Below are 21523 nucleotides of genomic sequence, written 5' to 3'. Positions count from 1 at the left end.
TTGTGTTCTTGCCGGCGTGCGTCAGTCGTTCAGCCCGAAGACGAACGGCTGGGAATAGGCGGCGCGGATCGCCTCGCCATTTTCCTTGTACGGCTTGCAGGCGCTCGAGCGCATGGCGTCGAGCGCGGCGTCATCGAGCCGCGACGAACCGCTGCTCTTCTTTAGTTCGATATTCTCGATCTTGCCCGTCAGCCCCACGACAAACTTCACCACCGCTGTACCCGATTCGCCTCGACGCCTCGAGAGCGCCGGATATTCCGGCATCGCGATGTTGCATTCGAGATGCGCGACGTCCTTCGGCGCGTTGAGCGACATCGTCGGACGGCCGATCGCCGGCGCGGCCGCCGGCGGGGCGGCAGGGGCCGGCGGCGCGGGCGGAGCAGGCGTTGGTTCGGGCGCGGCAGCCGCAATCGTCGATGGCGCCGTGGTTTCCGGCAGCGGCGTCGGCGCGGCTTTCACGTGTGGCTGCACGGTGGGCTTGAGCTTGGGCGTGGGCTTCGGTGGAACCGGTTTCGGTGGCGGAGGAACGGGCGTCGACTGAATGGCGGCGGGCGCGGCGACGGGTTGCGGTGGCGCGGCGCTGATCAGTTCGGCGGTGATCGTCTTCGATTCGATAGGGCGCGGCGGCGGTTCGTTGCGCATCGTGAGCGCGACTGCGAGCAAACCGATGTGGATTGCCACCACGGCAACGCCCGCCGCGATAACGCGCGGATTGATAGACGAATGGTCCGGCGGGCTTGCGCCGAACGCGCTGCCCGGCGTGAGAGATGAAGACGGCATATCAGCGTGGTTGCACGGCCGCGAAGCCGTACGAACAGCGAAAGCCCATGCAGCATGTAGGACTGGAGGACTTCATTTTCGGAAGATGAGCAGAGAAATAAACAGCGTGGCCACAAAACCGATCAGCAGTTCCATCGATCCCTCCTTGATTGGGGGTTGGCGTGCTGGCTTGATGTGACGTGGCTTGCGAGCGGAAAACGGAAAACTTCGGTGTTGCACGTGTTCCACTTTTCACGGCTTGAGGCCGGACGTCGTGGAGCTTTTTCGGAATCGCGAGCGTCTGGAACTGCGCATTCGAATCGCGCAGGTCCAAAGAAAAGCACTTAAGCCGCTTTGCGTTCGTAGAACGTCAGGGGCACGGCCTGATGCTGATCGCCACGCATGCCGCAATGCGACGCACATCCGCTTTGCAACATCACGTCGCGCACGGTTTCTTCGCACTTGCCGCAACACATCGCGACACCTAGTTCGAATTGCAGTTCATCAAAAGTAGAAGCGCCGTCGGCAATGGAAGCGCGAATCTTTCTGTCCGATACTGACTTGCAAACACAGACGATCATGTGGCAACCGCGATAGCTAACGTTAATGCGAATTATTATCATTCCTTATGCGAAGGTTGGCAATAGGGGACGTTGGTTTTTTTGGACGGTCATTGCGGGAAAATAAGGGACGGGTCGGAGATTCCCACGGGGCGTGACACTGCCATCTGCACAACGCGGTGAAACCGCATGCCCGGGAGGGTTTTATTTAGCCCGATACGGCAAATTGCGGTTGGTTTTTGAGCGGTATTCGTCCGCAGAACGTGTTCAAGCGAATCAGGCCGCGCCAGATTCCAAAGCTCGCGTACGGCGCGACGGGATATCGACGCGCTCCACGTTGATATCGATTCCCAGCAACGATGCCACCAGTTTTTGCTGCATCCGGCCATCGTTGGTCGAGCAAAAACGCGGCGCGTGCACGTCGTGCGAGGGCGCCGCGCGCATGCCGTGCAGATCCAGTTGCCGCTCGAGTTGCCGGGCAATCGCAACGCTCGTGTCGATCAACGCAAGGCGATCGCCCGCGATTGTGCGGATGGCTTTGTCGAGGAAAGGGTAGTGGGTGCAGCCGAGCACGAGCGTGTCGGCGTTGGCATCGAGCATGGGTCGCACGTAGGTTCTCAGCAACTCGATCAGCTCAGGCGAATCGACATCGCAACGTTCCACTGCCTGGACCAGACCGTGTCCCGGCTGAAGGATGAAACGGCAATCAGTCGAATAGCGTTCAGCCAGCGCCTGAAAGCGTGCGCTGCGCAAAGTGACGGCGGTAGCCAGCACTCCGGCCACGCGTGTTTGCGACATCAGCGCGGCGGGCTTGATGCCCGGTTCTACGCCGATCATGGGAATGGGCAAGCGCTCGCGCGCCTGGGCGATAGACTGCGCCGTCGCGGTATTGCAGGCTACAACGAGCGCCTTCGCGCCCTGCGCAATGAGCCACTCGCCAATCGCCAGTGTCCGGTCGGCGATGAAATCGTCATCGCGTTCACCGTACGGGGCGTACAGGGAATCCGCGACGTAGATCAGCCGTTCGTCCGGCAACGCGGCGCGCACGGCGCGAAGTACGGATAAACCGCCGAGACCCGAATCGAAAATGCCCACGGGCGAGTTCACGCCGAGCGAGTTCACGCCGAGCGCATTCACGCCGAGCGAATTCACGCCGAGCGAATCTACGCCCGTCGCGTTGACACTGGTTGCCGGCAAAGAAGAACGAATTGCGTCGAGAGGCATTGCAGCTGTTGGATTACTCGTGTTCGCCCATCATGGTTTGCTGATAGTTCTGGATGCCGACCTTCGCGACGAGATCGATCTGCGTTTCCAGCCAGTCGATATGTTCTTCCGTATCATCGAGAATCTTTGTGAAAATCTCGCGCGAGATGAAATCGCGAACCGACTCGCAATAAGCGATCGCTTCCTTGCACGTGCTTTGCGAAATCTGTTCCAGCTTCAAATCGCACTGGAGGATCTCGAGCGTTTCTTCACCAATCAACAGCTTGTGCAGGTCTTGCAGGTTCGGCAAACCGTCGAGCATGAAAATGCGCTGGATCAGCCAGTCGGCATGCTTCATCTCGCCGATGGACTCGTCGTACTCATGCTTGCCGAGCTTCTCCAGGCCCCAGTGCTTGTACATGCGCGCATGCAAGAAGTACTGGTTGATCGCCGTCAGTTCGTTCTTCAACTGCAGGTTCAGGTATTCGATCGCTTTTACGTCGCCTTTCATCGTGGTTCCTTTGGGGCGTTATAGCTTTTTAAACATAACCGCTCGGGTTTAAAAAGCCAATATGAAAATGGTGTTTTTGCCGTGATTCGCGGGCTTAATGGTCATTCGCAGTCATTCAAGGTCATTCACAAAGTGAAATGAGAATGACAACAGTTCTCTTCAGAGCGTCTTCAAAATGCAAGAGCCGGGCACGAGGCCCGGCTCTTATCGCTTCGGATTACTGGAGCAGGAGTTTAAACCCTCTACGCCGTTGCAACCGGAATTTTGCCGATTTTTGCCTGCCATTCCTTGGGTCCCGTCTGATGAACCGACGTCCCGGTCGAGTCCACGGCGACCGTCACCGGCATATCTTGCACATCGAACTCATAGATGGCTTCCATGCCGAGGTCTTCGAACGCGATGACCTTCGCGCCGCGAATCGCCTTCGACACCAGATACGCCGCGCCGCCCACCGCCATCATGTACGCGGCCTTGTGCTTCTTGATCGCCTCGATGGCCGTCGGGCCGCGCTCGGCTTTGCCGATCATCGAGATCAGGCCGGTTTGCGACAGCATCATGTCGGTGAACTTGTCCATGCGCGTTGCCGTGGTCGGACCCGCCGGGCCGACGACTTCTTCGCGCACCGGATCGACCGGACCGACGTAGTAGATCACGCGGTTCGTGAAGTCGACCGGCAGCTTTTCGCCCTTCGCGAGCATGTCTGCAATGCGCTTGTGCGCGGCGTCGCGGCCCGTCAGCATCTTGCCCGAGAGCAGCAGCGTTTGCCCTGGCTTCCATGCGGCAACCTGTTCCTTCGTCAGCGTGTTCAGGTCCACGCGCTGGCTGGTTTCCGTGTTCGCGACCCATTCGACCTTCGGCCATGCATCGAGTGAGGGCGCTTCGAGCTTCGCGACGCCCGAGCCATCGAGCGTGAAATGCGCGTGACGCGTTGCCGCGCAGTTCGGAATGATCGCGATGGGTTTCGATGCAGCGTGCGTGGGCTCGGCCATGATCTTCACGTCGAGCACGGTGGCGAGGCCGCCGAGACCTTGTGCGCCGATGCCCAGCGCGTTCACCTTCTCGTGCAGCTCGACGCGCAACTCTTCGATCCAGTCCTTCGGGCCGCGCGCGATGACATCCTGAATGTCGATGGCGTCCATCAGCGATTCCTTCGCCATGACCATCGCTTTCTCGGCTGTGCCGCCAATGCCGATTCCAAGCATGCCCGGCGGGCACCAGCCGGCGCCCATCAGCGGCACGGTTTTCAGCACCCAATCCACGATGGAGTCCGACGGATTCAGCATCGCGAACTTCGTCTTGTTTTCCGAGCCGCCGCCTTTGGCCGCGATCTGGACATCGACTTTATCGCCGGGGACGATCTCGTAGTGGATCACCGCCGGCGTGTTGTCCTTCGTGTTCTTGCGGGCGCCTTCGGGCGGGCTCACGATGGACGCGCGCAGCACGTTGTCCGGGTTCAGGTAACCGCGGCGCACGCCCTCGTTGATCATGTCGGTGACGCCCATGGTCGCCGATCCTGTTCCGCTCGCCCAGCGCACGTCCATGCCGACTTTCACGAAGACCGTGACGATGCCCGTGTCCTGGCAGATCGGCCGATGACCTTCCGCGCACATGCGGCTGTTCGTCAGGATCTGCGCGATCGCGTCCTTCGCGGCCGGACTCTCTTCGAGTTCGTATGCGCGGCCGAGCGCCTGGATGTAGTCGAGCGGATGGTAAAAGCTGATGTGCTGCAGCGAATCCGCGATGCTTTGAATCAGGTCTTCCTGCTTGATGATGGTCATGGCTTGATCGTGTGGGGACGGGCTTATGAGAAACTTTATCGTGACGATGGTACTTTCAGCGGCGCCTTGAAGAGCGCTCGTTCAATGTTGCTTCAACTTATTCGTGAGCCTTCGCCGGTGCTTCGTGGAAGTGCTCGGGATGCGTGTGCGTGGTCAGGCGATCGACCCAGGCCATGATCAGCGCAGACGCGAGGAACGCGACATGAATCACCACTTGCCACATCACCGCGTGTTCGGAGTACTGATCCGGATTGATGAACGTCTTTAGCAAATGGATGGACGAAATGCTGATCAGCGCCATGGAAAGCTTCACCTTCAGCACGCCAGCGTTCACGTGATCGAGCCATTCGGGCTGATCCGGATGACCTTCCACGCCGAGCCGCGAAACGAATGTTTCATAGCCGCCCACGATAACCATGATCAGCAGGTTCGAGATCATCACCACGTCGATCAGGCCGAGCACGACCAGCATGATGTTGGTTTCATCGAGCGTCGTCATGTGCGTGACGAGGTGCCAGACTTCTTTCAGGAACAACACCACGTAGACCGCTTGCGCGACGATCAGGCCGAGATAGAGCGGAACCTGTAGCCATCGGCTCATGAAAATGACGACGGGGAGCGGCTTCATCGGACGCCGGGGGGAGCGGGTGCCGGGGATGTTCGGGGATGCGGACATGAGCGGTGCCGGGTCGGTGGATGAAATGTTCTGATCTGTAAAAACGCCGGGCTGGACGCGTAAAACAGCGCAGCCTGCCAATTTTGAGAAAGTCCGGCATTGTAGCGCGATGACGTGACCGGTCTGCGGGTCAACCCGTAGTTGCGGCCGACATTGCTGACAACCAGCAGCATGGCGCGACGAGATAGAGCGCGTAACGATTCAAGCTGGAATCCACGCGACGAGTTCAGTTAACATGCTTGGTGCCATGGCTTGGTGTCATGGGACAGCGAATCTTGGCGCAAGTGGGTCTGGCAGCGCCCGCCAACGAAGGGCATCATTGCATTGGCACGTGCGGTGTGAAGGTGCGGGCGAATACGTGTATACCCCGTGGGTTTCAGGCGCTTTGCGTAAGTAGCGGGTAAGGCGCGCGGCTTATCTTCGCCGGTGTAGGTTTCGTGGCCACACGAACGCGCATGCTGCGTTGCATCGAAAGTGTCAGGCACGCAGTGACCATGTTGCGTGGCGCGAATCGCTCGATCGCGAGTGGCGCATGTGGGACCAGAGTAAGGCGCTAAAAGCGCCAACTCTGGTCGACCGCGAGTCACCCGCGTGGGACCAGAGTAAGGCGCTAAAGCGCCAACTCTGGTCGACAAGCAACAAGCAAAGGCTCACGCGTCTCACCGCGTATGCCGTCTGCGTCGCAAAAAACATAGCGGCTTTGGAGCATGCTCGGAAGCCGCAGATTCCAGATTCACCATCAAAGAAGGGGTTGTCGATGTCCGCGATTGAATCCGTACTCCAGGAACGCCGTATCTTCCCGCCATCGGCCAAAGCGTCCGAAGGCGCCTCGATCTCCGGCATGGATGCGTACAAGGCCTTGACGTCCGAAGCCGAACGCGATTACGAAGGCTTCTGGGCGCGGCTCGCGCGCGAAACGCTCAGCTGGCACAAGCCGTTCGAGACCGTGCTCGACGAATCGAATCCGCCGTTCTACAAGTGGTTCGAGGACGGCGAAATCAATGCGTCGTACAACTGCATCGACCGGCATGTGGAAGCGGGCAACGGCGAGAAGCGCGCGATCATTTTCGAAGCCGACGACGGCACCGTCACCAATGTCACCTATCAAGACCTGCTCCAGCGCGTAAGCCGATTCGCGAACGCGCTGAAAAAACGTGGCGTGAAGAAGGGCGACCGCGTGGTGATCTACATGCCGATGTCCATCGAAGGCGTGGTCGCCATGCAGGCTTGCGCGCGCATCGGCGCTACACATTCGGTGGTGTTCGGCGGGTTCTCATCGAAGTCGCTCAACGAACGGCTCGTGGACGTGGGCGCGGTCGCGCTCATTACCGCCGACGAACAAATGCGCGGCGGCAAGGCGCTCCCGCTGAAAAATATCGCCGACGAAGCCATCGCCACCGGCGGCTGCGAAGCGGTGAAGAGCGTGATCGTGTACAAGCGCACAGGCGGCAAAACGCAATGGCACGAAGGCCGCGACTTGTGGATGCACGAGCTCGTCGAGCAAGAGTCCGACACGTGCGAACCGGAATGGGTCAGCGCCGAACATCCGTTGTTCATTCTCTACACGTCCGGTTCCACGGGCAAACCGAAAGGCGTGCAGCACAGCACCGGCGGCTTCCTGCTGTGGGCCGCGCAAACCATGCAGTGGACCTTCGACGCAAAGCCAGACGACATCTTCTGGTGTACGGCGGACATCGGCTGGATCACGGGGCATAGTTACATTGCGTACGGCCCGACCGCGATCGGCGCGACCCAGATCGTCTTCGAAGGCGTGCCCACGTACCCGAATGCCGGGCGCTTCTGGGACATGATCGCGAGACACAAGGTCACCATCTTCTATACCGCGCCGACCGCGATCCGTTCGCTCATCAAGGCCGCGGAAGCTGATTCGAAAATCCATCCGAAGAGCTTCGATCTGTCCACGCTGCGCATTCTCGGCACCGTCGGCGAGCCGATCAATCCGGAAGCGTGGATGTGGTATCACGAGAACGTGGGCGGCGGCAAATGTCCTATCGTCGATACCTGGTGGCAGACCGAAACCGGCGGTCACATGATCACGCCGCTGCCGGGCGCGACGCCGCTCGTGCCGGGTTCATGCACGTTGCCGTTGCCGGGCATCATGGCGGCCGTCGTCGATGAAACCGGTCAGGACGTGCCGAACGGGCAGGGCGGCATTCTGGTGATCAAGCGGCCGTGGCCATCGGCGTTGCGCACGGTGTGGGGCGATCCGGATCGCTTCAAGAAGAGCTACTTCCCGGAGGAACTTGGCGGCACGCTGTACCTCGCCGGCGACGGCGCCGTGCGCGACAAGGAGACCGGCTACTTCACCATCATGGGCCGTATCGATGACGTGCTGAACGTGTCGGGACATCGGCTGGGGACCATGGAGATCGAGTCCGCGCTGGTGTCGAATCCGATCGTGGCGGAAGCGGCCGTGGTGGGCCGTCCCGACGATACAACCGGCGAAGCCGTCTGCGCGTTCGTGGTCTTGAAGCGCTCGCGTCCGGAAGGCGATGAAGCCAGGAAGATCGCGAACGATCTGCGCGCGTGGGTCGCGAAAGAGATTGGTCCGATCGCGAAACCGAAGGACATCCGTTTCGGCGAAAATCTTCCGAAAACGCGTTCGGGAAAGATCATGCGTCGCTTGTTGCGCTCATTGGCGAAGGACGAGGCAATCACGCAAGATGTCTCGACGCTGGAAAATCCAGCCATCCTCGATCAACTCGGCGAAGCGCATTAAATTCTTCGAGTAGTATCTGGCTTGCGCAACGGCTCCCTTTTTCAGGGAGCCGTTTTTATATCGACCACGTACGAGCAATGTCGATCCCGATTGCCGCCTGGCAAAGCATTTGGTAGATAAGCACATGCCCTCTACGCCGCCGTCCTCGAATTCGCCATCGCCACCATCTCCGCCGCCCGTGACGGCGGAGATGGCGCGTGCTCACCAGGTGTATTGGCGGACGAACGTAGCGTTGATATCGGTGCTGATGCTGATCGGCTTTGTTGTCTCGTTCGGCGTTCCGCTCTTCGCAACGCGCCTGGCAAATTTTCGTTTCGCTGGCTTTCCGCTGCCGTTTTATTTTGGCGCGCAAGGGGCGATCCTCGTGTATGTGGCGCTGATCGTCGTGTATATCGTGCTGATGCAGTTTGCCGATGCGCGCCTTCAGCGTACGCTTGCCGCCATGACCGATCGATGAAGCTCAACCATCGCCTGATTCGCGCCTATGCGCTTTATACGCTCGGCTTCTTTGCGTTCATCTATGTGATGACGAGGATCGAGCGCGTGACCGGCCCCGGCATGTGGATTGGCTACGTGTTTCTGTTCGTGCCGATCGCCGTGTATGCCGTGATCGGGTTGTTGTCGCGGACATCCGATCTGGTCGAGTATTACGTCGCGGGGCGGCGCGTTCCGTCCGCGTTCAACGGCATGGCAACCGCGGCCGACTGGTTGTCGGCTGCGTCGTTCATTGGCTTGGCCGGGTCCATCTATGCAACCGGTTACGACGGCCTTGCCTACATGATGGGCTGGACCGGCGGCTATTGCCTCGTCGCGTTCCTGCTCGCGCCCTATGTGCGCAAGCTCGCGCGCTACACCATTCCCGACTTTCTCGGCACGCGCTTTTCCAGCAACCTCGTGCGCGGAATCGCGGCGTTCGCGGCCATCCTGTGTTCGTTCGTTTATCTCGTTGCGCAGATCCAGGGCATCGGGCTGATTGCGTCGCGGTTTATCGGCATCGATTTCGCGATCGGGATCTTCTGCGGGCTCGCCGGCATTCTCGTGTGCTCGTTTCTTGGCGGCATGCGCGCCGTCACGTGGACGCAAGTTGCGCAATACATCATCCTGATCAGCGCAATGCTGATTCCTGTGTCGATGATCGCGCATCGCGAAGGTCTCGGATGGTTGCCGCAACTTTCGTACGGGCACTTGCTCGAGCGCGTGGAAACGCTCGAACGCGATGTGCCGGGTTCGCCCGAAGAAGCGAGAGTTCGCGATGGATACAGGCGGCAGGCGCAGCAGATCCAGGCGCAGATCGACCAGTTGCCGGGATCGTTTTATACGGAGCAGGCGCGCCTCACCGGCGAGATAGCCGACCTGCGCCGGCAAAATGGTCCTCTGCGCGATATCGGTGAACGCGAGCGGGAACTGGCGTCGTTCCCAAAAGACATTACCGAGGCAGGCATTCGATGGACGCGCGATCGCGATGCCATGCTGGAACGTGCCGCGCCGCCGGTTCCGATGGCCCAGGCGTTTCCGCCGTCCAACGATGACAACGCTCAACTGCACCGGCGAAATTTCTTGTCTCTGTTGCTGTGTTTGTCGCTTGGAACCGCGAGTTTGCCGCATATCCTGACGCGCTATAACACGACGACATCGGTTGCATCGGCGCGGCGGTCGGTTGGCTGGACGCTGTTTTTTGTCGCGCTGTTCTACGTCACCGTGCCCGTGCTCGCGGTGCTGATCAAGTATGAAATGCTGACGGGCATTGTCGGCCACAAGTTTGCGGATCTGCCGACGTGGGTCACGCAATGGCGCAAGGTCGAGCCGTATCTGATTCGTATTGGCGATACGAACGGCGATGGCATCGTGCGCTGGGCCGGCATTCAGATGCAGCCGGATATGGTGGTGCTAGCGGCGCCCGAGATCGCGGGCTTGCCGTATGTGATGTCGGGATTAATTGCGGCGGGCGCGCTTGCCGCGGCGCTTTCTACCGCCGATGGTCTGCTGCTGACGATTGCGAACGCGCTTTCGCACGACGTGTATTACTGCATGGTCGATAAAAACGCGAGCAGCCAGAGGAGGGTGACGATATCGAAAATATTGTTGTTGGGCGTTGCGTTGTTTGCTTCTTATGTGGCGTCGCTCAATACCGGAAATATCCTGTTTCTGGTGGGCGCGGCGTTTTCGCTGGCGGCGTCGAGCTTGTTTCCGGTGCTGGTGTTGGGCGTGTTCTGGAAGCGGACCACGAAGCTTGGCGCGGTTTGCGGGATGCTGGCGGGATTGGGCGTTTGCGTTTATTACATCGTTTCGACTTATCCGTATTTCACGCAGATAACGGGGTTTTCCGGCGCAAGGTGGTTCGGGATCGAGTCGATAAGTTCAGGCGTGTTCGGCGTGCCGGCGGGATTTGTGGTGGCTGTTGTGGTGAGCTTGTTCGACCGGAAACCGGATGCTTATACACGGGCGCTGGTGGATTATATTCGGCATCCGTGAGGGCGGCGGAATGTAAAAAACCCGCATCGGCGCGAGGCTCGATGCGGGTTTTGGTGCTGCTCAACTATGTGCAACGTATTCTGGCGGAGAGACGGGGATTCGAACCCCGGTTAGGTTTGACCCTAAACACGCTTTCCAGGCGTGCGACTTAAACCGCTCATCCATCTCTCCAGCAAGTCGCGGATTATAGCAAACTCGAGCGATCGTGCCAGCCCCTTGTGCAGCCTGGCGATGTTGTCGAGGATCATGAAGGTCCGCTGATTCCAAACATCGAGAGAAGTTTTGTTGGCCTACCAACACGCAAGGCCACCTCACGCTTCTGATTTCTCGAATCCGAATTGCGCAACGTAACCCGATGGGTTACAGTGCACAAATGATCAAATCGTTCAAACACAAAGGGCTTGAGCGCTTTTTCAAGACGGGTAATCAGGCGGGGATACAGGCGATTCACGGAAAACGTCTTCGTCTGGTGTTGGCCTTGCTGAACGACGCCGTTGAGATTGACGATATCGATGCTCCCGCGCTCAGGCTGCATCCATTAAAAGGCGATCTTGCCGGATTCTGGGCTGTGACCGTCCAGGCGAACTGGCGAGTCATTTTTCAGTTCGAGAACGGCGACGCATACATAGTCGATTACGTCGACTACCACTAACCGAGGACACCATGCGCATGCATAACCCGCCGCATCCCGGCGAAATTCTTTCTGAGCTTTGGCTTGAGCCGCTGGAGTTGTCGATCACCTACGCAGCCGAAGGCCTCGATGTGTCTCGCAAGACGTTGTCCGAGATCGTGAATGGACGAGCTGCGATCAGTCCAGAAATGGCGATGCGCCTTGAGATTGCGTTCGGTAAGAGCGCGGAATCGTGGCTAGCTCATCAGGCCGCATTTGACCTTTGGCAGGTTGACCAGAATAAGGCGGCGTTGCATGTTCAGAAGCTGAAGCGCGGTCGCGCTGACATGCAGTGAACCCTCGCTGCGGCGATTGAGGCCAAGCATGCTCAACTTGTGCTCGGCGTCGTACTTCATGTTCAGTCGCGCTGATAAGGGTAGGAGAAGGGTCGCTTTGACCCTTGCATCCGATCTGTTTCTGCCACTTCGATAGCCGGCAGGAGTCCGCTGGATTCGCCTTCTTAAGCGCGCATCCAACGAACTTTCCGTGCAACTGTTTACCCCCGCAACGCCTTCACCTCCAGCCGGAACTTATGCAACAACGGCTCCGTGTACCCGCTCGGCTGCGCGCGTCCCTCAAAGACCAGCGCCTTCGCCGCCTTGAACGCCAGCGATGTCTCAAAGTGCCCGGCCATCGGCTGATAGTGCGGATCGTTGGCATTCTGCGCATCGACAACCTTCGCCATGCGCTCGAACGTCTCGTTCACCAACGCCTCCGAAACAACCCCGTGATAAAGCCAGTTGGCAATATGCTGACTCGAAATGCGCAGCGTCGCGCGATCTTCCATCAGGCCGATATCGTGGATATCCGGCACCTTCGAACAACCCACGCCCTGATCGACCCAACGCACCACATAACCCAGAATCCCCTGCGCGTTGTTCTCGATTTCCTGTCGAATCTCGGCATCGGACCAATCAGCCTTTTCAACAACAGGAATCGTCAGCAGCCCATCGAGCAACGCGTCACGCGCGCTGTCGTAACCGGTCTTTTCGAGCTCTTGCTGCACGGCCTGGACATCGACCTGATGGTAATGCAGCGCGTGCAGCGTCGCGGCCGTCGGCGACGGCACCCACGCCGTGTTCGCACCAGCTTTCGGATGCGCGATTTTTTGTTCGAGCATCGCGTGCATCAGGTCGGGCATTGCCCACATTCCCTTGCCGATTTGCGCACGACCGCGCAGCCCCGAACTCAACCCCGCCAGCACGTTATTGCGCTCGTACGCCGTGATCCACGCCGACGATTTCATGTCGCCTTTTCGCATCATGGGACCGGCTTCCATAGCGCTGTGCATCTCGTCGCCGGTGCGATCGAGGAAACCCGTGTTGATGAACGCCACTCGCGCCGATGCCGCTGCAATGCAAGCCTGCAAGTTGACGCTCGTGCGCCGCTCCTCGTCCATGATGCCTATCTTGATGGTGTGACGCGGCAAGCCGAGCAGATCTTCAACGCGTCCAAACAGCTCGTCGGAGAACGCGACTTCAGCTGGTCCGTGCATCTTCGGCTTGACGATATAAATCGATCCCGTGCGCGAATTGAGCTTGTTTTTCAGGTCGTGCACGGCGCCGAGCGACGTCATCACGGCGTCGAGAATGCCTTCGGGAATCTCGTGGCCATCGCGATCGATCACGGACGGATTTGTCATCAGGTGCCCGACGTTCCGAATGAACAGCAGCGAGCGACCATGCAGTTTCACGCTGGAACCATCGGGCGCGGTGTACTCGCGATCGGCGTTCAGGCGGCGCGTGAACGTCTTGCCGTTCTTCGTGACGTCCTCGGCCAGATCGCCTTTCATCAAGCCGGTCCAGTTGCGGTAGAGCTGGACTTTATCGGCGGCATCGACGGCGGCAACCGAGTCTTCGCAATCGATGATCGTCGACACAGCCGCTTCCATCAGCACGTCTTTCACGTGGGCGGAATCGGTCTTGCCGATGGAATCCGTCGCGTCGATCTGGATCTCGAAGTGCAGGCCGTTGTGCTTGAGCAGGATGGCGGAAGGGGCGTTTGCATCGCCCTGGAAGCCGATGAACTGCTCCGGAAACTTCAACGCCGACGAGCCGCTTTTGAGCGCGACGGTTAGCTTGCCGCCTTCCACGCGATACGCGGTGGCATCGGCGTGCGAACCGTTTGCGAGCGGCGCGGCTTCATCGAGGAACGCACGAGCGCGCGCAATGACCGCCGCGCCGCGAGCCGGATTGAATTGCGCGGTGCGCTCGCCGCCATGGGTGTCGGGGATCGCGTCGGTGCCGTAAAGCGCGTCGTACAAACTGCCCCAGCGCGCGTTCGCGGCGTTGAGCGCGTAACGCTGGTTCGAAAGCGGCACGACGAGTTGCGGTCCGGCCTGCGTCGCGATTTCCGTATCGACGTTCTGGGTCGTCGCCTTCACGACCGCGCTCGATGGCACGATATACCCAATGCTCTCCAGGAATCCGCGATACGCCTTCAGGTCGCGCACAGGTCCGGGATTCGCCTTGTGCCATTGATCCAGTTCCACTTGCAGCCGGTCGCGCTCGGCGAGCAGCGCGCGGTTCTTCGGCGCGAGGTCGTGGACAAGGGCATCGAAACCTTTCCAGAATGCTTCACTCTCGATGCCGACGCCCGAAAGCGCTTCGTCATCGACGTACTTGGCGAGCACGTCGGCAACCTGTAAACCGTTTCGCTTAATCATTTGACTCATGAGTATCTCCAGCTCTGTTTATATTCGTCGCGATGCAGCATTGTAATAGCCATGTTAACGCTTCTTGATCCAATCGACCGGTTGGTAACGCCACCCGGGGCATGGAGGATCACCTCTAGGACGCCATTGGCGCTCGCGGCGAAAAGACAGGATCGGGCGGAATGTCTATATTTGTCGTCCAGTGCGCTGAAATTCACCCGATGAATCATGCAAGCCGCGCATCATTTCCCGGCGTCCCACGCTTATCGTCTAAAGGATTCACATGACCGACTTGTCCGCTTTCCCCATCACGGCAAAATGGCCTGCGCAGCATCCCGAGCGGCTCCAGCTTTATTCGCTGCCGACGCCCAACGGCGTCAAGGTCTCGATCATGCTGGAGGAAACCGGCCTGCCATACGAGCCGCATCTGGTGAGCTTCGAGACCAATGACCAGATGTCGCCGGCGTTTTTATCGTTGAATCCGAACAACAAGATTCCGGCGATCGTCGATCCGAATGGTCCGGATGGCAAGCCGCTCGGACTGTTCGAGTCGGGCGCCATCCTGCTTTATCTCGCCGATAAAACCGGCCAGTTCATCCCGCAAGACGCGGCTGGCCGCTACGAGACGATCCAGTGGGTCATGTTCCAGATGGGCGGTATTGGCCCGATGTTCGGCCAGCTCGGTTTCTTCAACAAGTTCGCCGGCAAGGATTACGAGGACAAACGTCCGCGCGATCGTTACGTGGCCGAAGCCAAGCGCCTTCTTGGCGTGGTCGAACAGCGGCTCGACGGCCGAAAGTGGATCATGGGCGACGACTACACGATCGCCGATATTGCGAGCTTTCCTTGGATCCGCAACCTGATCGGTTTCTACGAAGCCGGCGATCTCGTGGGCATCGATAACTTTCCAAATGTGAAACGCGCACTGGAAGTTTTCGTTGCGCGACCCGCGGTTGAGAAAGGTTTGAATATTCCGAAACGCAATTGATGGTTCAAGTCTCAAAAAGGCGGCAATTGTGCTGCCTTCTTTACTTCGCGCTTAAAAATCACCAATAAAAAATCTATTTTGCTTCGATTGTTATTGAAACAAAAACGTCGAAATAATCGGCTTAATCGTCCTGCATTATCAAAATAATAAACCGCTTGACGCTTTTCTCTCCTGCGCCAACAATCACTCCCACAGCGGCATCTCGAAAACACGGCTTCAATTACAAGTGTTTTAACGTCGGCATAATCATGACTAAAACCGAAACGTCCCCTCGGAAAACAGAGGAATTGCGTAGCTTTTTGTTCCTGACCATCGTCATGGTTCCGGCGCTCACCATCATGTTCGTGGCGGTTTATGGTTTCGCGGTCTGGTTTTATCAAATGCTGATCGGTGGTCCGCCGCACTGACCCATCCGTAAATCATTTTTTGCTTTCTACAACGACAGGAGTCGGGGTTATGTCTGCGCGCCTGAAAAATGCATTTATTGAAATGGCTTTAATTCCCGAATCGCATATTGCGGGAATTGTCGTTCATGCAAGTAAATCGGATATGGAAAAGATCAAGCAGGCCATTGCAATGTTTCCAGGCTCGGAAATTCACGCGATCAGTCCCGAAGGAAAAATGGTCGTGACCCTCGAAGCGGACCGGTCGAGTGTTATTGCGGATCAGATCGGCGCTATTCACTCCATGCCAGGCGTTTATTCAGCATCGCTGGTTTATCAGCATCACGAAGATGTTGCCGCGCTTGACGAGGAGATCCGCAATGAGCCTCACGCGTCGAAGCTTTATTAAACAGACGGCAGCGGCCACGGCGGCGTCGGCGGCGGGAATGACGCTGCCCGCGCTCGCCACGGGCGTGGACCGGATGGCAGCAGTTGCCGACACCGAAGTGAAGTGGTCGAAGGCGCCATGCCGCTTTTGTGGAACGGGATGCGGCGTAAGCGTCGGCGTGAAAGGCGGCAAAGTTGTCGCGACACAAGGCGATCCGCAAGCCGAAGTGAATCGCGGACTGAACTGCGTCAAGGGCTATTTCCTGTCGAAGATCATGTATGGCGAGGATCGGCTGACCACGCCGCTTTTGCGTTTGAAGGACGGCAAGTACGCGAAAGACGGCGAGTTCACGCCGGTTTCGTGGGACCGGGCGTTCGCAACGATGGCCGAGCAATTCAAGCGCGTGATGAAAGAGAAGGGTCCGACGGCCGTCGGCATGTTCGGCTCGGGGCAATGGACCGTATTCGAGGGTTACGCCGCCTTGAAACTCATGAAGGCGGGATTTCGCACCAATAACCTCGATCCGAACGCGCGGCATTGCATGGCGTCGGCGGTAACGGGGTTCATGCGCACGTTCGGCATGGATGAACCCATGGGCTGCTATGACGACATCGAACAAGCCGATGCGTTCGTGCTGTGGGGATCGAATATGTCGGAGATGCACCCGATCCTCTGGACGCGCGTAACGGACCGCAGGATGAGCGCGCCGAATACGAAGGTCGCGGTGTTGTCCACGTTCGAGCATCGCAGTTTCGATCTCGCCGACTACCGTGTGATCTTCACGCCGCAATCGGATCTGGCCATTTTGAATTACATCGCGAACGTGATCATCAAGACGAATCGGGTCGACAAGGATTTCGTCGCGAAGCATGTGAACTTCAAGGAAGGCAATGCGGACATTGGTTACGGACTTCGCCCCGAACATCCGCTGCAGAAAGCCGCTAAAAACGCGGGCGATCCAAACGGCTCGAAGCCGATCGATTTCGATACCTTCGCGCGATTCGTATCGAAGTACGACGCGGATTACGTGACGAAGTTGTCGGGTGTATCGAAGGTGAAGCTCGATCAACTCGCCGAGCTTTACGCGGATCCGAAAATCAAGGTGATGTCGTTCTGGACCATGGGTTTCAACCAGCACACGCGCGGCACGTGGGCGAACAACATGATCTATAACCTGCATCTGCTGACAGGCAAGATATCGACGCCCGGAAACAGTCCGTTCTCGCTGACGGGGCAACCTTCGGCGTGTGGCACGGCGCGCGAAGTCGGGACGTTTTCGCATCGGCTTCCGGCGGATATGGTGGTGACGAATCCCGAACATCGCGAGCACGCGGAACATATCTGGAAGCTGCCCGCGGGGACCATTGAGCCTAAACCCGGTTATCACGCCGTGCTGCAAAACCGGATGTTGAAGGACGGCAAGCTGAACGCGTACTGGGTCATGTGCAACAACAACGTCCAGGCTGGCGCGAACCTGAACGAAGAGATCTTGCCGGGATATCGGAATCCGGACAATTTCATTGTGGTTTCCGATGTTTATCCGACCGCAACCGCAGTCTGCGCCGACCTGATCCTACCGGCCGCCATGTGGGTCGAGAAGGAGGGCGCCTATGGCAACGCCGAGCGCCGCACGCAGTTCTGGCACCAACTGGTCGATGCCCCCGGCGGCGCGCGCTCGGATCTCTGGCAACTCGTGGAGTTCTCGAAGCATTTCAAGGTCGAGGAAGTCTGGCCGGCCGAACTGATCGCCAAGCAGCCGGAACTGAAAGGCAAGACGCTTTACGACGTGCTTTATCGCAACGGTCAGGTCGACAAATATTCGCTGAAGGAAACAAGCGCCCACTATCAAAACGCCGAGGCGAAAGCGTTCGGGTTCTATCTGCAGAAGGGCCTTTTCGAGGAATACGCCAGTTTCGGCCGGGGCCACGGTCACGACCTCGCGCCCTTTGACGCGTATCACGAAGCACGCGGAATCCGCTGGCCAGTTGTCGACGGAAAGGAAACACGCTGGCGCTACAAAGAGGGAACAGATCCGTACGTCAAGGCGGGAACGGGTTATCAGTTCTACGGCAACAAGGACGGCCGCGCGGTGATCTACGCGCTGCCGTATGAACCACCGCCCGAAGCGCCGGACAAGGAGTTTCCATTTTGGCTCGCGACCGGACGTGTGCTCGAACACTGGCATTCGGGGTCCATGACGCGGCGCGTGCCGGAGTTGTATCGGGCGTTCCCGAACGCTGTTTGTTTCATGCATCCCGACGATGCAAAAGCGCTCGGCTTGCGGCGCGGCGTGGAGGTGAAAGTCATGTCGCGACGCGGTTTCGTCCGCACGCGCATCGAGACGCGGGGACGCGACAAACCTCCGCGCGGGCTTGTGTTCATTCCTTGGTTCGATGCAAGCCAGCTGGTCAACAAAGTGACGCTGGACGCGACCGACCCGATCTCGCTCCAGACCGATTACAAGAAGTGCGCAGTCAAGATCGTCAAGGTCTGAGGAGGCAGCCATGCGATCGCTGACCATGTTCATTGCGTTTATTAGCGTAAGTCTTTTTGTGTTTTCGCAGGCGGCGCCGGCCCAGCCGGTGATTCCCGCCGAACCGTTTCACGACGCCATGCGCGGCACGACGCCCATAGATGAAGAGGCGAAACCGCCGTTGATTGCCCCAACCGAAAATAAGGATGTCATCCGTGGCCGCGCCTATGCACAGCAGCCGCCGACGATCCCGCACAAGATCGACGGCTATCAACTCGACAAGGACGCCAACCGCTGCCTTGCGTGCCATGCGAGGAGCCGCGCGGCCGACAGCGGAGCCGTGCCTGTCGGCATATCGCATTACCTCACCCGAGACGACCTCACGCTCGGAAGTCTCTCGCCGAGGCGCTATTTCTGCACGCAGTGCCACGTTCCGCAGGCCGATGCGAAGCCACTCGTTGGCAACACGTTCACGGATGTGGAGGATGTGCGCGTTGCGCCCGGGCCTTCCGCGCCGCAATCGCCCGGCAAGAAGTAGGAGCGCGCGATGTTCCGCCTGATCAAGCGGTACTGGCAGACGATCAATCGTCCGAGCACTTATTACAGCCTTGGTTTTCTCACGCTGGGCGGGTTTATTGCCGGTGTGGTGTTCTGGGGAGCGTTCAACACGGCGCTTGAAATGACCAGTACCGAGGCGTTTTGCACGGGTTGTCACGAGATGCACGACAACACGTTTGCCGAACTGAAGACCACGATCCACTACAGCAACCGCAGTGGTGTGCGGGCGATCTGTTCGGACTGCCATGTACCGCATAACTGGACGGACAAGATTGCCCGAAAGATGCAGGCATCGAAGGAGGTATGGGCAAAAGTGTTCGGCACGGTCAACACCCGCGAGAAGTTTCAGGACAAGCGGCTCGAACTCGCCGAACACGAATGGAGAAGATTCAAGGCGAACAATTCGCTGGAATGCAGGAACTGTCATTCCTTCGAGTCGATGGATTTCACGCGCCAGAGTCCGCGCGCACAGAACGCGCACCAGCGTTTTCTGGCGACGGGCGAAAAGACGTGTATCGATTGTCACAAGGGCATTGCGCATGAACTACCGAACATGACGCAGGCAATGCGGGATCAACAGTTGCGCGACGCGCGTCCAAAGTGAGAGGTTTATCGATGAATCAAGATCTGTTTGTCCAGTCCGAAAACGAGCTGCAAGAAAGCAGGAATGCGTTGCTGTCCGTCGATAAACTCGGTTTCGATCGCGCCGGCGAGATGCTTTTCAGCAACGTGGGTTTTAACGTGGACGCAGGACAGGTCCTGCAGATCCACGGTCCCAATGGCAGCGGAAAGACCACGCTGCTGCGCGTCCTCGCGGGACTTTTGCGGCCGAGCGCCGGCACCATTCGCTGGCGCGGCAAGGACGCGCACGCGCATCCGGAGTCGTGGCGGCAGTCGCTCGCGTATCTCGGTCATCTGAACGGGATCAGCGACGAACTGACCGCTGCCGAAAACCTCGCCTTCAGTGCAGTGCTGGGCGATGTCGCGGAAGAACGCGTCGAGATCGAGGAGGCCGCGCTCAAGAGCGTCGGGCTCGACCGGTATCGGCATGCGATCGTGCGCGGGTTGTCGCAGGGACAAAAACGCCGGCTCGCGATCTCGCGTCTGCTGCTCGAACACAAGCCGTTGTGGCTGCTCGACGAACCCGCTGCCGCGCTCGATGAAGAATCCTCCGGCGTGCTGGAAGAGTGCATCAAGGGGCATCTCGATCGCGGCGGGATCGTGCTGATGACCACGCACAAGCTGATCACCACGTCGCCATCGGCCACGCGCAACCTGTACTTTGAACCGAGCGGCCGATGCTCAGACTGACCGCGCGCATCGTGCATCGCGAGCTGGCGCTGACATGGCGCAGGCGTACGTCGGCGCTTGGCTGCCTGCTGTTTTTCGTGATCGCGGCGAGCCTTTTTCCATTGGCGGTGGGCGCCGATGCCGCGTTGCTGCGGGCGATCGCGCCAGGCGTGCTATGGGTCACGGCGCTGTTCGCGGCAATGCTCTCGCTCACGCGTTTGTTCGGCCCGGATTTCGCCGATGGCGCGCTCGACCAGATGCTGCTCTCGCCGCAATCGCTGCTTGCAATGGTCATGGCGAAGATCGGCGCGCACTGGCTGACGAGCGGCTTCGCGCTGGTGCTGCTGGCGCCGTTTTTGGCGCTGCAATACGGCCTTTCCTTCGATGCCGTTTGCCGCCTCACGCTGGCGTTGCTGATCGGTACGCCAGTTCTCAGCCTGATCGGTTCGGTGGGCGCGGCGCTGACGCTCGGCGTGCGCGGCGGCGGCATGTTGCTCGCGGTCCTGGTATTGCCGCTGGAAACTCCCGTGCTGATTTTCGGTGCGAACGCCGCCGATGCATCCCGCATGGATGGCTGGTCCGCCGCGAACTTTTCCCTGCTCGGCGCGGGTTTGCTCGCGGCGCTTGTGTTATGTCCGGTCGCGACCACGGCGGCGCTGCGAATTTCTGCTGAATGAGCCTGAAATGATCTCCACATTCGCTCAAGCTGGATGGTTGCGCTACGCATCGCCGAAACCTTTTTATCGGCTGGCGGGACGGATGATTCCCGGCTTCGCCATTGCCGCAATCCTGTTTGTCATGCCCGGCATACAAATCGCGCTCTTCGTCGCGCCGACGGACGCCGTTCAGGGCGATGTCTATCGCATCATGTTCGTGCATGTGCCGGCCGCGTGGATGTCGATGCTGCTCTACGTGGTGATGGCCGCGTACGCCGGGCTGGGTCTCGTCCTCAACGCACGACTTTCCGCGATGATGGCGCGCGCGATCGCGCCAACTGGAGCGCTATTCACGGCGCTCGCGCTGATCACCGGCGCGCTCTGGGGACGTCCGGCGTGGGGCGCGTGGTGGGTCTGGGACGCACGGCTCACTTCCGAGCTGATCCTGCTTTTTCTTTACCTCGGCTTTATCTCGCTGCATGGCGCTATCGACGATACCCGTCGTGCCGATCGCGCCTGCGCCGTGCTCGCGCTCGCGGGCGTCGTCAACATTCCGGTCATCTATTTTTCGGTGCAGTGGTGGTACACGCTGCACCAGGGCGCGTCGCTTTCGTTTGGCAGCGGTGTGTCGATGGACACATCCATGCTCGCCGGCATTCTCGTCATGACGCTCGCCTTCTGGTGTTACGCCATCGCGATCGTGCTCGTGCGGGTGCGGCGGATTATCGATGAACGTGAATTCTGACCCGCGGATAAAAGGCGTAC

At 59.1% G+C, this 21523-nt stretch carries 21 protein-coding genes and 1 tRNA gene; 14 read left to right on the top strand and 8 right to left on the bottom strand.

The genetic code is table 11. The annotated features are described in order from the left end of the window. Nucleotides 1-21: 21 nt before the first annotated feature. The 6 genes from ASG35_RS25750 to ASG35_RS25725 all read right to left on the bottom strand — a co-directional run bounded on the left by ASG35_RS25750 (nt 22) and on the right by ASG35_RS25725 (nt 5487). Nucleotides 22-780 (bottom strand): energy transducer TonB, encoded by a 759-nt coding sequence (locus ASG35_RS25750; RefSeq protein WP_056364314.1) that lies wholly within the window; start codon nt 778-780, stop codon nt 22-24. A 323-nt stretch (nt 781-1103) separates the two neighbouring features. Then, a complete protein-coding gene (locus ASG35_RS25745; RefSeq protein WP_056364311.1) occupies nt 1104-1340 on the bottom strand; it encodes a (2Fe-2S)-binding protein in 237 nt (78 codons plus the stop codon). Between the two features lie 255 nt (nt 1341-1595). Next, nucleotides 1596-2543, bottom strand: coding sequence for a glutamate racemase (gene murI / locus ASG35_RS25740; protein ID WP_082508610.1), 948 nt, complete (start codon nt 2541-2543; stop codon nt 1596-1598). Between the two features lie 13 nt (nt 2544-2556). Beyond that, the gene (gene bfr / locus ASG35_RS25735; RefSeq protein ID WP_056364309.1) at nt 2557-3033 is read right to left on the bottom strand and encodes a bacterioferritin; all 477 of its coding nucleotides are present in this window, start codon (nt 3031-3033) and stop codon (nt 2557-2559) included. Nucleotides 3034-3275: 242 nt separating this feature from the next. Next, nucleotides 3276-4811 (bottom strand): fumarate hydratase, encoded by a 1536-nt coding sequence (locus ASG35_RS25730; RefSeq protein WP_056364308.1) that lies wholly within the window; start codon nt 4809-4811, stop codon nt 3276-3278. A 97-nt stretch (nt 4812-4908) separates the two neighbouring features. Then, a complete protein-coding gene (locus tag ASG35_RS25725) occupies nt 4909-5487 on the bottom strand; it encodes a TIGR00645 family protein (protein WP_056364306.1) in 579 nt (192 codons plus the stop codon). 757 nt (nt 5488-6244) lie between these two features. Between ASG35_RS25725 and acs the strand changes: the two genes are divergently transcribed. The 3 genes from acs (at nt 6245) to ASG35_RS25710 (ending at nt 10699) form a co-directional block, all read left to right on the top strand. Further along, nucleotides 6245-8227, top strand: coding sequence for an acetate--CoA ligase (gene acs, locus ASG35_RS25720; RefSeq protein WP_056364304.1), 1983 nt, complete (start codon nt 6245-6247; stop codon nt 8225-8227). Between the two features lie 124 nt (nt 8228-8351). Next, nucleotides 8352-8684, top strand: a complete 333-nt coding sequence (locus tag ASG35_RS25715; protein ID WP_056364302.1) for a DUF4212 domain-containing protein — start codon at nt 8352-8354, stop codon at nt 8682-8684. Beyond that, nucleotides 8681-10699 (top strand): sodium:solute symporter family protein, encoded by a 2019-nt coding sequence (locus tag ASG35_RS25710; protein WP_056364301.1) that lies wholly within the window; start codon nt 8681-8683, stop codon nt 10697-10699. The genes ASG35_RS25715 and ASG35_RS25710 overlap by 4 nt, the downstream gene beginning before the upstream one ends. Nucleotides 10700-10780: 81 nt before the next feature. On the opposite strand, the gene ASG35_RS25705 is transcribed toward ASG35_RS25710, so the two are convergent. Then, a tRNA-Ser gene (locus ASG35_RS25705) sits at nt 10781-10870 on the bottom strand. A 202-nt stretch (nt 10871-11072) separates the two neighbouring features. Between ASG35_RS25705 and ASG35_RS25700 the strand changes: the two genes are divergently transcribed. Both ASG35_RS25700 and ASG35_RS25695 read left to right on the top strand, forming a co-directional pair. Further along, nucleotides 11073-11351, top strand: a complete 279-nt coding sequence (locus tag ASG35_RS25700; protein ID WP_056364659.1) for a type II toxin-antitoxin system RelE/ParE family toxin — start codon at nt 11073-11075, stop codon at nt 11349-11351. An 11-nt stretch (nt 11352-11362) separates the two neighbouring features. Beyond that, on the top strand, nt 11363-11665 hold the full coding sequence (locus tag ASG35_RS25695) for a HigA family addiction module antitoxin (protein WP_056364299.1): 303 nt from the start codon (nt 11363-11365) through the stop codon (nt 11663-11665). A 200-nt stretch (nt 11666-11865) separates the two neighbouring features. On the opposite strand, the gene ASG35_RS25690 is transcribed toward ASG35_RS25695, so the two are convergent. Next, nucleotides 11866-14043, bottom strand: a complete 2178-nt coding sequence (locus tag ASG35_RS25690) for a malate synthase G (protein WP_056364297.1) — start codon at nt 14041-14043, stop codon at nt 11866-11868. Between the two features lie 262 nt (nt 14044-14305). Here ASG35_RS25690 and ASG35_RS25685 point away from each other — a divergent pair, with 262 nt between their 5' ends. The 9 genes from ASG35_RS25685 (at nt 14306) to ccmC (ending at nt 21503) form a co-directional block, all read left to right on the top strand. Further along, nucleotides 14306-15010, top strand: coding sequence for a glutathione S-transferase N-terminal domain-containing protein (locus ASG35_RS25685; protein WP_056364295.1), 705 nt, complete (start codon nt 14306-14308; stop codon nt 15008-15010). A 248-nt stretch (nt 15011-15258) separates the two neighbouring features. Next, the gene (locus ASG35_RS25680) at nt 15259-15417 is read left to right on the top strand and encodes a periplasmic nitrate reductase, NapE protein (protein ID WP_056364293.1); all 159 of its coding nucleotides are present in this window, start codon (nt 15259-15261) and stop codon (nt 15415-15417) included. After that, nucleotides 15401-15802: a chaperone NapD gene (locus tag ASG35_RS25675; RefSeq protein WP_235527717.1), complete on the top strand. Its 402-nt coding sequence runs from the start codon at nt 15401-15403 to the stop codon at nt 15800-15802. The genes ASG35_RS25680 and ASG35_RS25675 overlap by 17 nt, the downstream gene beginning before the upstream one ends. After that, complete coding sequence (gene napA / locus ASG35_RS25670; protein ID WP_056364289.1) at nt 15774-18275, top strand: periplasmic nitrate reductase subunit alpha; 2502 nt, start codon at nt 15774-15776, stop codon at nt 18273-18275. The genes ASG35_RS25675 and napA overlap by 29 nt, the downstream gene beginning before the upstream one ends. Before the next feature lie 25 nt (nt 18276-18300). Further along, nucleotides 18301-18792 carry a nitrate reductase cytochrome c-type subunit gene (locus tag ASG35_RS25665; protein ID WP_442854868.1) on the top strand — a complete coding sequence of 164 codons (492 nt, stop codon included), beginning with the start codon at nt 18301-18303 and terminating at the stop codon, nt 18790-18792. Between the two features lie 9 nt (nt 18793-18801). After that, the gene (locus ASG35_RS25660; protein WP_056364285.1) at nt 18802-19416 is read left to right on the top strand and encodes a NapC/NirT family cytochrome c; all 615 of its coding nucleotides are present in this window, start codon (nt 18802-18804) and stop codon (nt 19414-19416) included. Nucleotides 19417-19427: 11 nt separating this feature from the next. Beyond that, complete coding sequence (gene ccmA / locus ASG35_RS25655; protein ID WP_056364284.1) at nt 19428-20123, top strand: cytochrome c biogenesis heme-transporting ATPase CcmA; 696 nt, start codon at nt 19428-19430, stop codon at nt 20121-20123. Further along, nucleotides 20111-20779, top strand: coding sequence for a heme exporter protein CcmB (ccmB, locus tag ASG35_RS25650; protein WP_056364282.1), 669 nt, complete (start codon nt 20111-20113; stop codon nt 20777-20779). Before ccmA ends, ccmB begins: the two co-directional genes overlap by 13 nt. Before the next feature lie 7 nt (nt 20780-20786). Further along, on the top strand, nt 20787-21503 hold the full coding sequence (ccmC, locus tag ASG35_RS25645) for a heme ABC transporter permease CcmC (RefSeq protein WP_056364280.1): 717 nt from the start codon (nt 20787-20789) through the stop codon (nt 21501-21503). The last annotated feature ends 20 nt before the right edge of the window (nt 21504-21523 follow it).

Origin of the sequence: Burkholderia sp. Leaf177, from assembly GCF_001424345.1 — a bacterium.
In the GTDB taxonomy this organism is placed as follows: Bacteria; Pseudomonadota; Gammaproteobacteria; order Burkholderiales; family Burkholderiaceae; genus Caballeronia.
The sequence above is the reverse complement of the archived record's forward strand: the minus strand, read 5'-3'. Positions and strand labels throughout refer to the sequence as shown.

Bases quoted from the DNA above. Each gene is read 5' to 3' on its own strand.
- ASG35_RS25750 (WP_056364314.1), bottom strand. From the start codon at position 780: ATGCCGTCTTCATCTCTCACGCCGGGCAGCGCGTTCGGCGCAAGCCCG.
- ASG35_RS25745 (WP_056364311.1), bottom strand. From the start codon at position 1,340: ATGATCGTCTGTGTTTGCAAGTCAGTATCGGACAGAAAGATTCGCGCT.
- murI (WP_082508610.1), bottom strand. From the start codon at position 2,543: ATGCCTCTCGACGCAATTCGTTCTTCTTTGCCGGCAACCAGTGTCAAC.
- bfr (WP_056364309.1), bottom strand. From the start codon at position 3,033: ATGAAAGGCGACGTAAAAGCGATCGAATACCTGAACCTGCAGTTGAAG.
- ASG35_RS25730 (WP_056364308.1), bottom strand. From the start codon at position 4,811: ATGACCATCATCAAGCAGGAAGACCTGATTCAAAGCATCGCGGATTCG.
- ASG35_RS25725 (WP_056364306.1), bottom strand. From the start codon at position 5,487: ATGTCCGCATCCCCGAACATCCCCGGCACCCGCTCCCCCCGGCGTCCG.
- acs (WP_056364304.1), top strand. From the start codon at position 6,245: ATGTCCGCGATTGAATCCGTACTCCAGGAACGCCGTATCTTCCCGCCA.
- ASG35_RS25715 (WP_056364302.1), top strand. From the start codon at position 8,352: ATGCCCTCTACGCCGCCGTCCTCGAATTCGCCATCGCCACCATCTCCG.
- ASG35_RS25710 (WP_056364301.1), top strand. From the start codon at position 8,681: ATGAAGCTCAACCATCGCCTGATTCGCGCCTATGCGCTTTATACGCTC.
- ASG35_RS25700 (WP_056364659.1), top strand. From the start codon at position 11,073: ATGATCAAATCGTTCAAACACAAAGGGCTTGAGCGCTTTTTCAAGACG.
- ASG35_RS25695 (WP_056364299.1), top strand. From the start codon at position 11,363: ATGCGCATGCATAACCCGCCGCATCCCGGCGAAATTCTTTCTGAGCTT.
- ASG35_RS25690 (WP_056364297.1), bottom strand. From the start codon at position 14,043: ATGAGTCAAATGATTAAGCGAAACGGTTTACAGGTTGCCGACGTGCTC.
- ASG35_RS25685 (WP_056364295.1), top strand. From the start codon at position 14,306: ATGACCGACTTGTCCGCTTTCCCCATCACGGCAAAATGGCCTGCGCAG.
- ASG35_RS25680 (WP_056364293.1), top strand. From the start codon at position 15,259: ATGACTAAAACCGAAACGTCCCCTCGGAAAACAGAGGAATTGCGTAGC.
- napA (WP_056364289.1), top strand. From the start codon at position 15,774: ATGAGCCTCACGCGTCGAAGCTTTATTAAACAGACGGCAGCGGCCACG.
- ASG35_RS25665 (WP_442854868.1), top strand. From the start codon at position 18,301: ATGTTCATTGCGTTTATTAGCGTAAGTCTTTTTGTGTTTTCGCAGGCG.
- ASG35_RS25660 (WP_056364285.1), top strand. From the start codon at position 18,802: ATGTTCCGCCTGATCAAGCGGTACTGGCAGACGATCAATCGTCCGAGC.
- ccmA (WP_056364284.1), top strand. From the start codon at position 19,428: ATGAATCAAGATCTGTTTGTCCAGTCCGAAAACGAGCTGCAAGAAAGC.
- ccmB (WP_056364282.1), top strand. From the start codon at position 20,111: ATGCTCAGACTGACCGCGCGCATCGTGCATCGCGAGCTGGCGCTGACA.
- ccmC (WP_056364280.1), top strand. From the start codon at position 20,787: ATGATCTCCACATTCGCTCAAGCTGGATGGTTGCGCTACGCATCGCCG.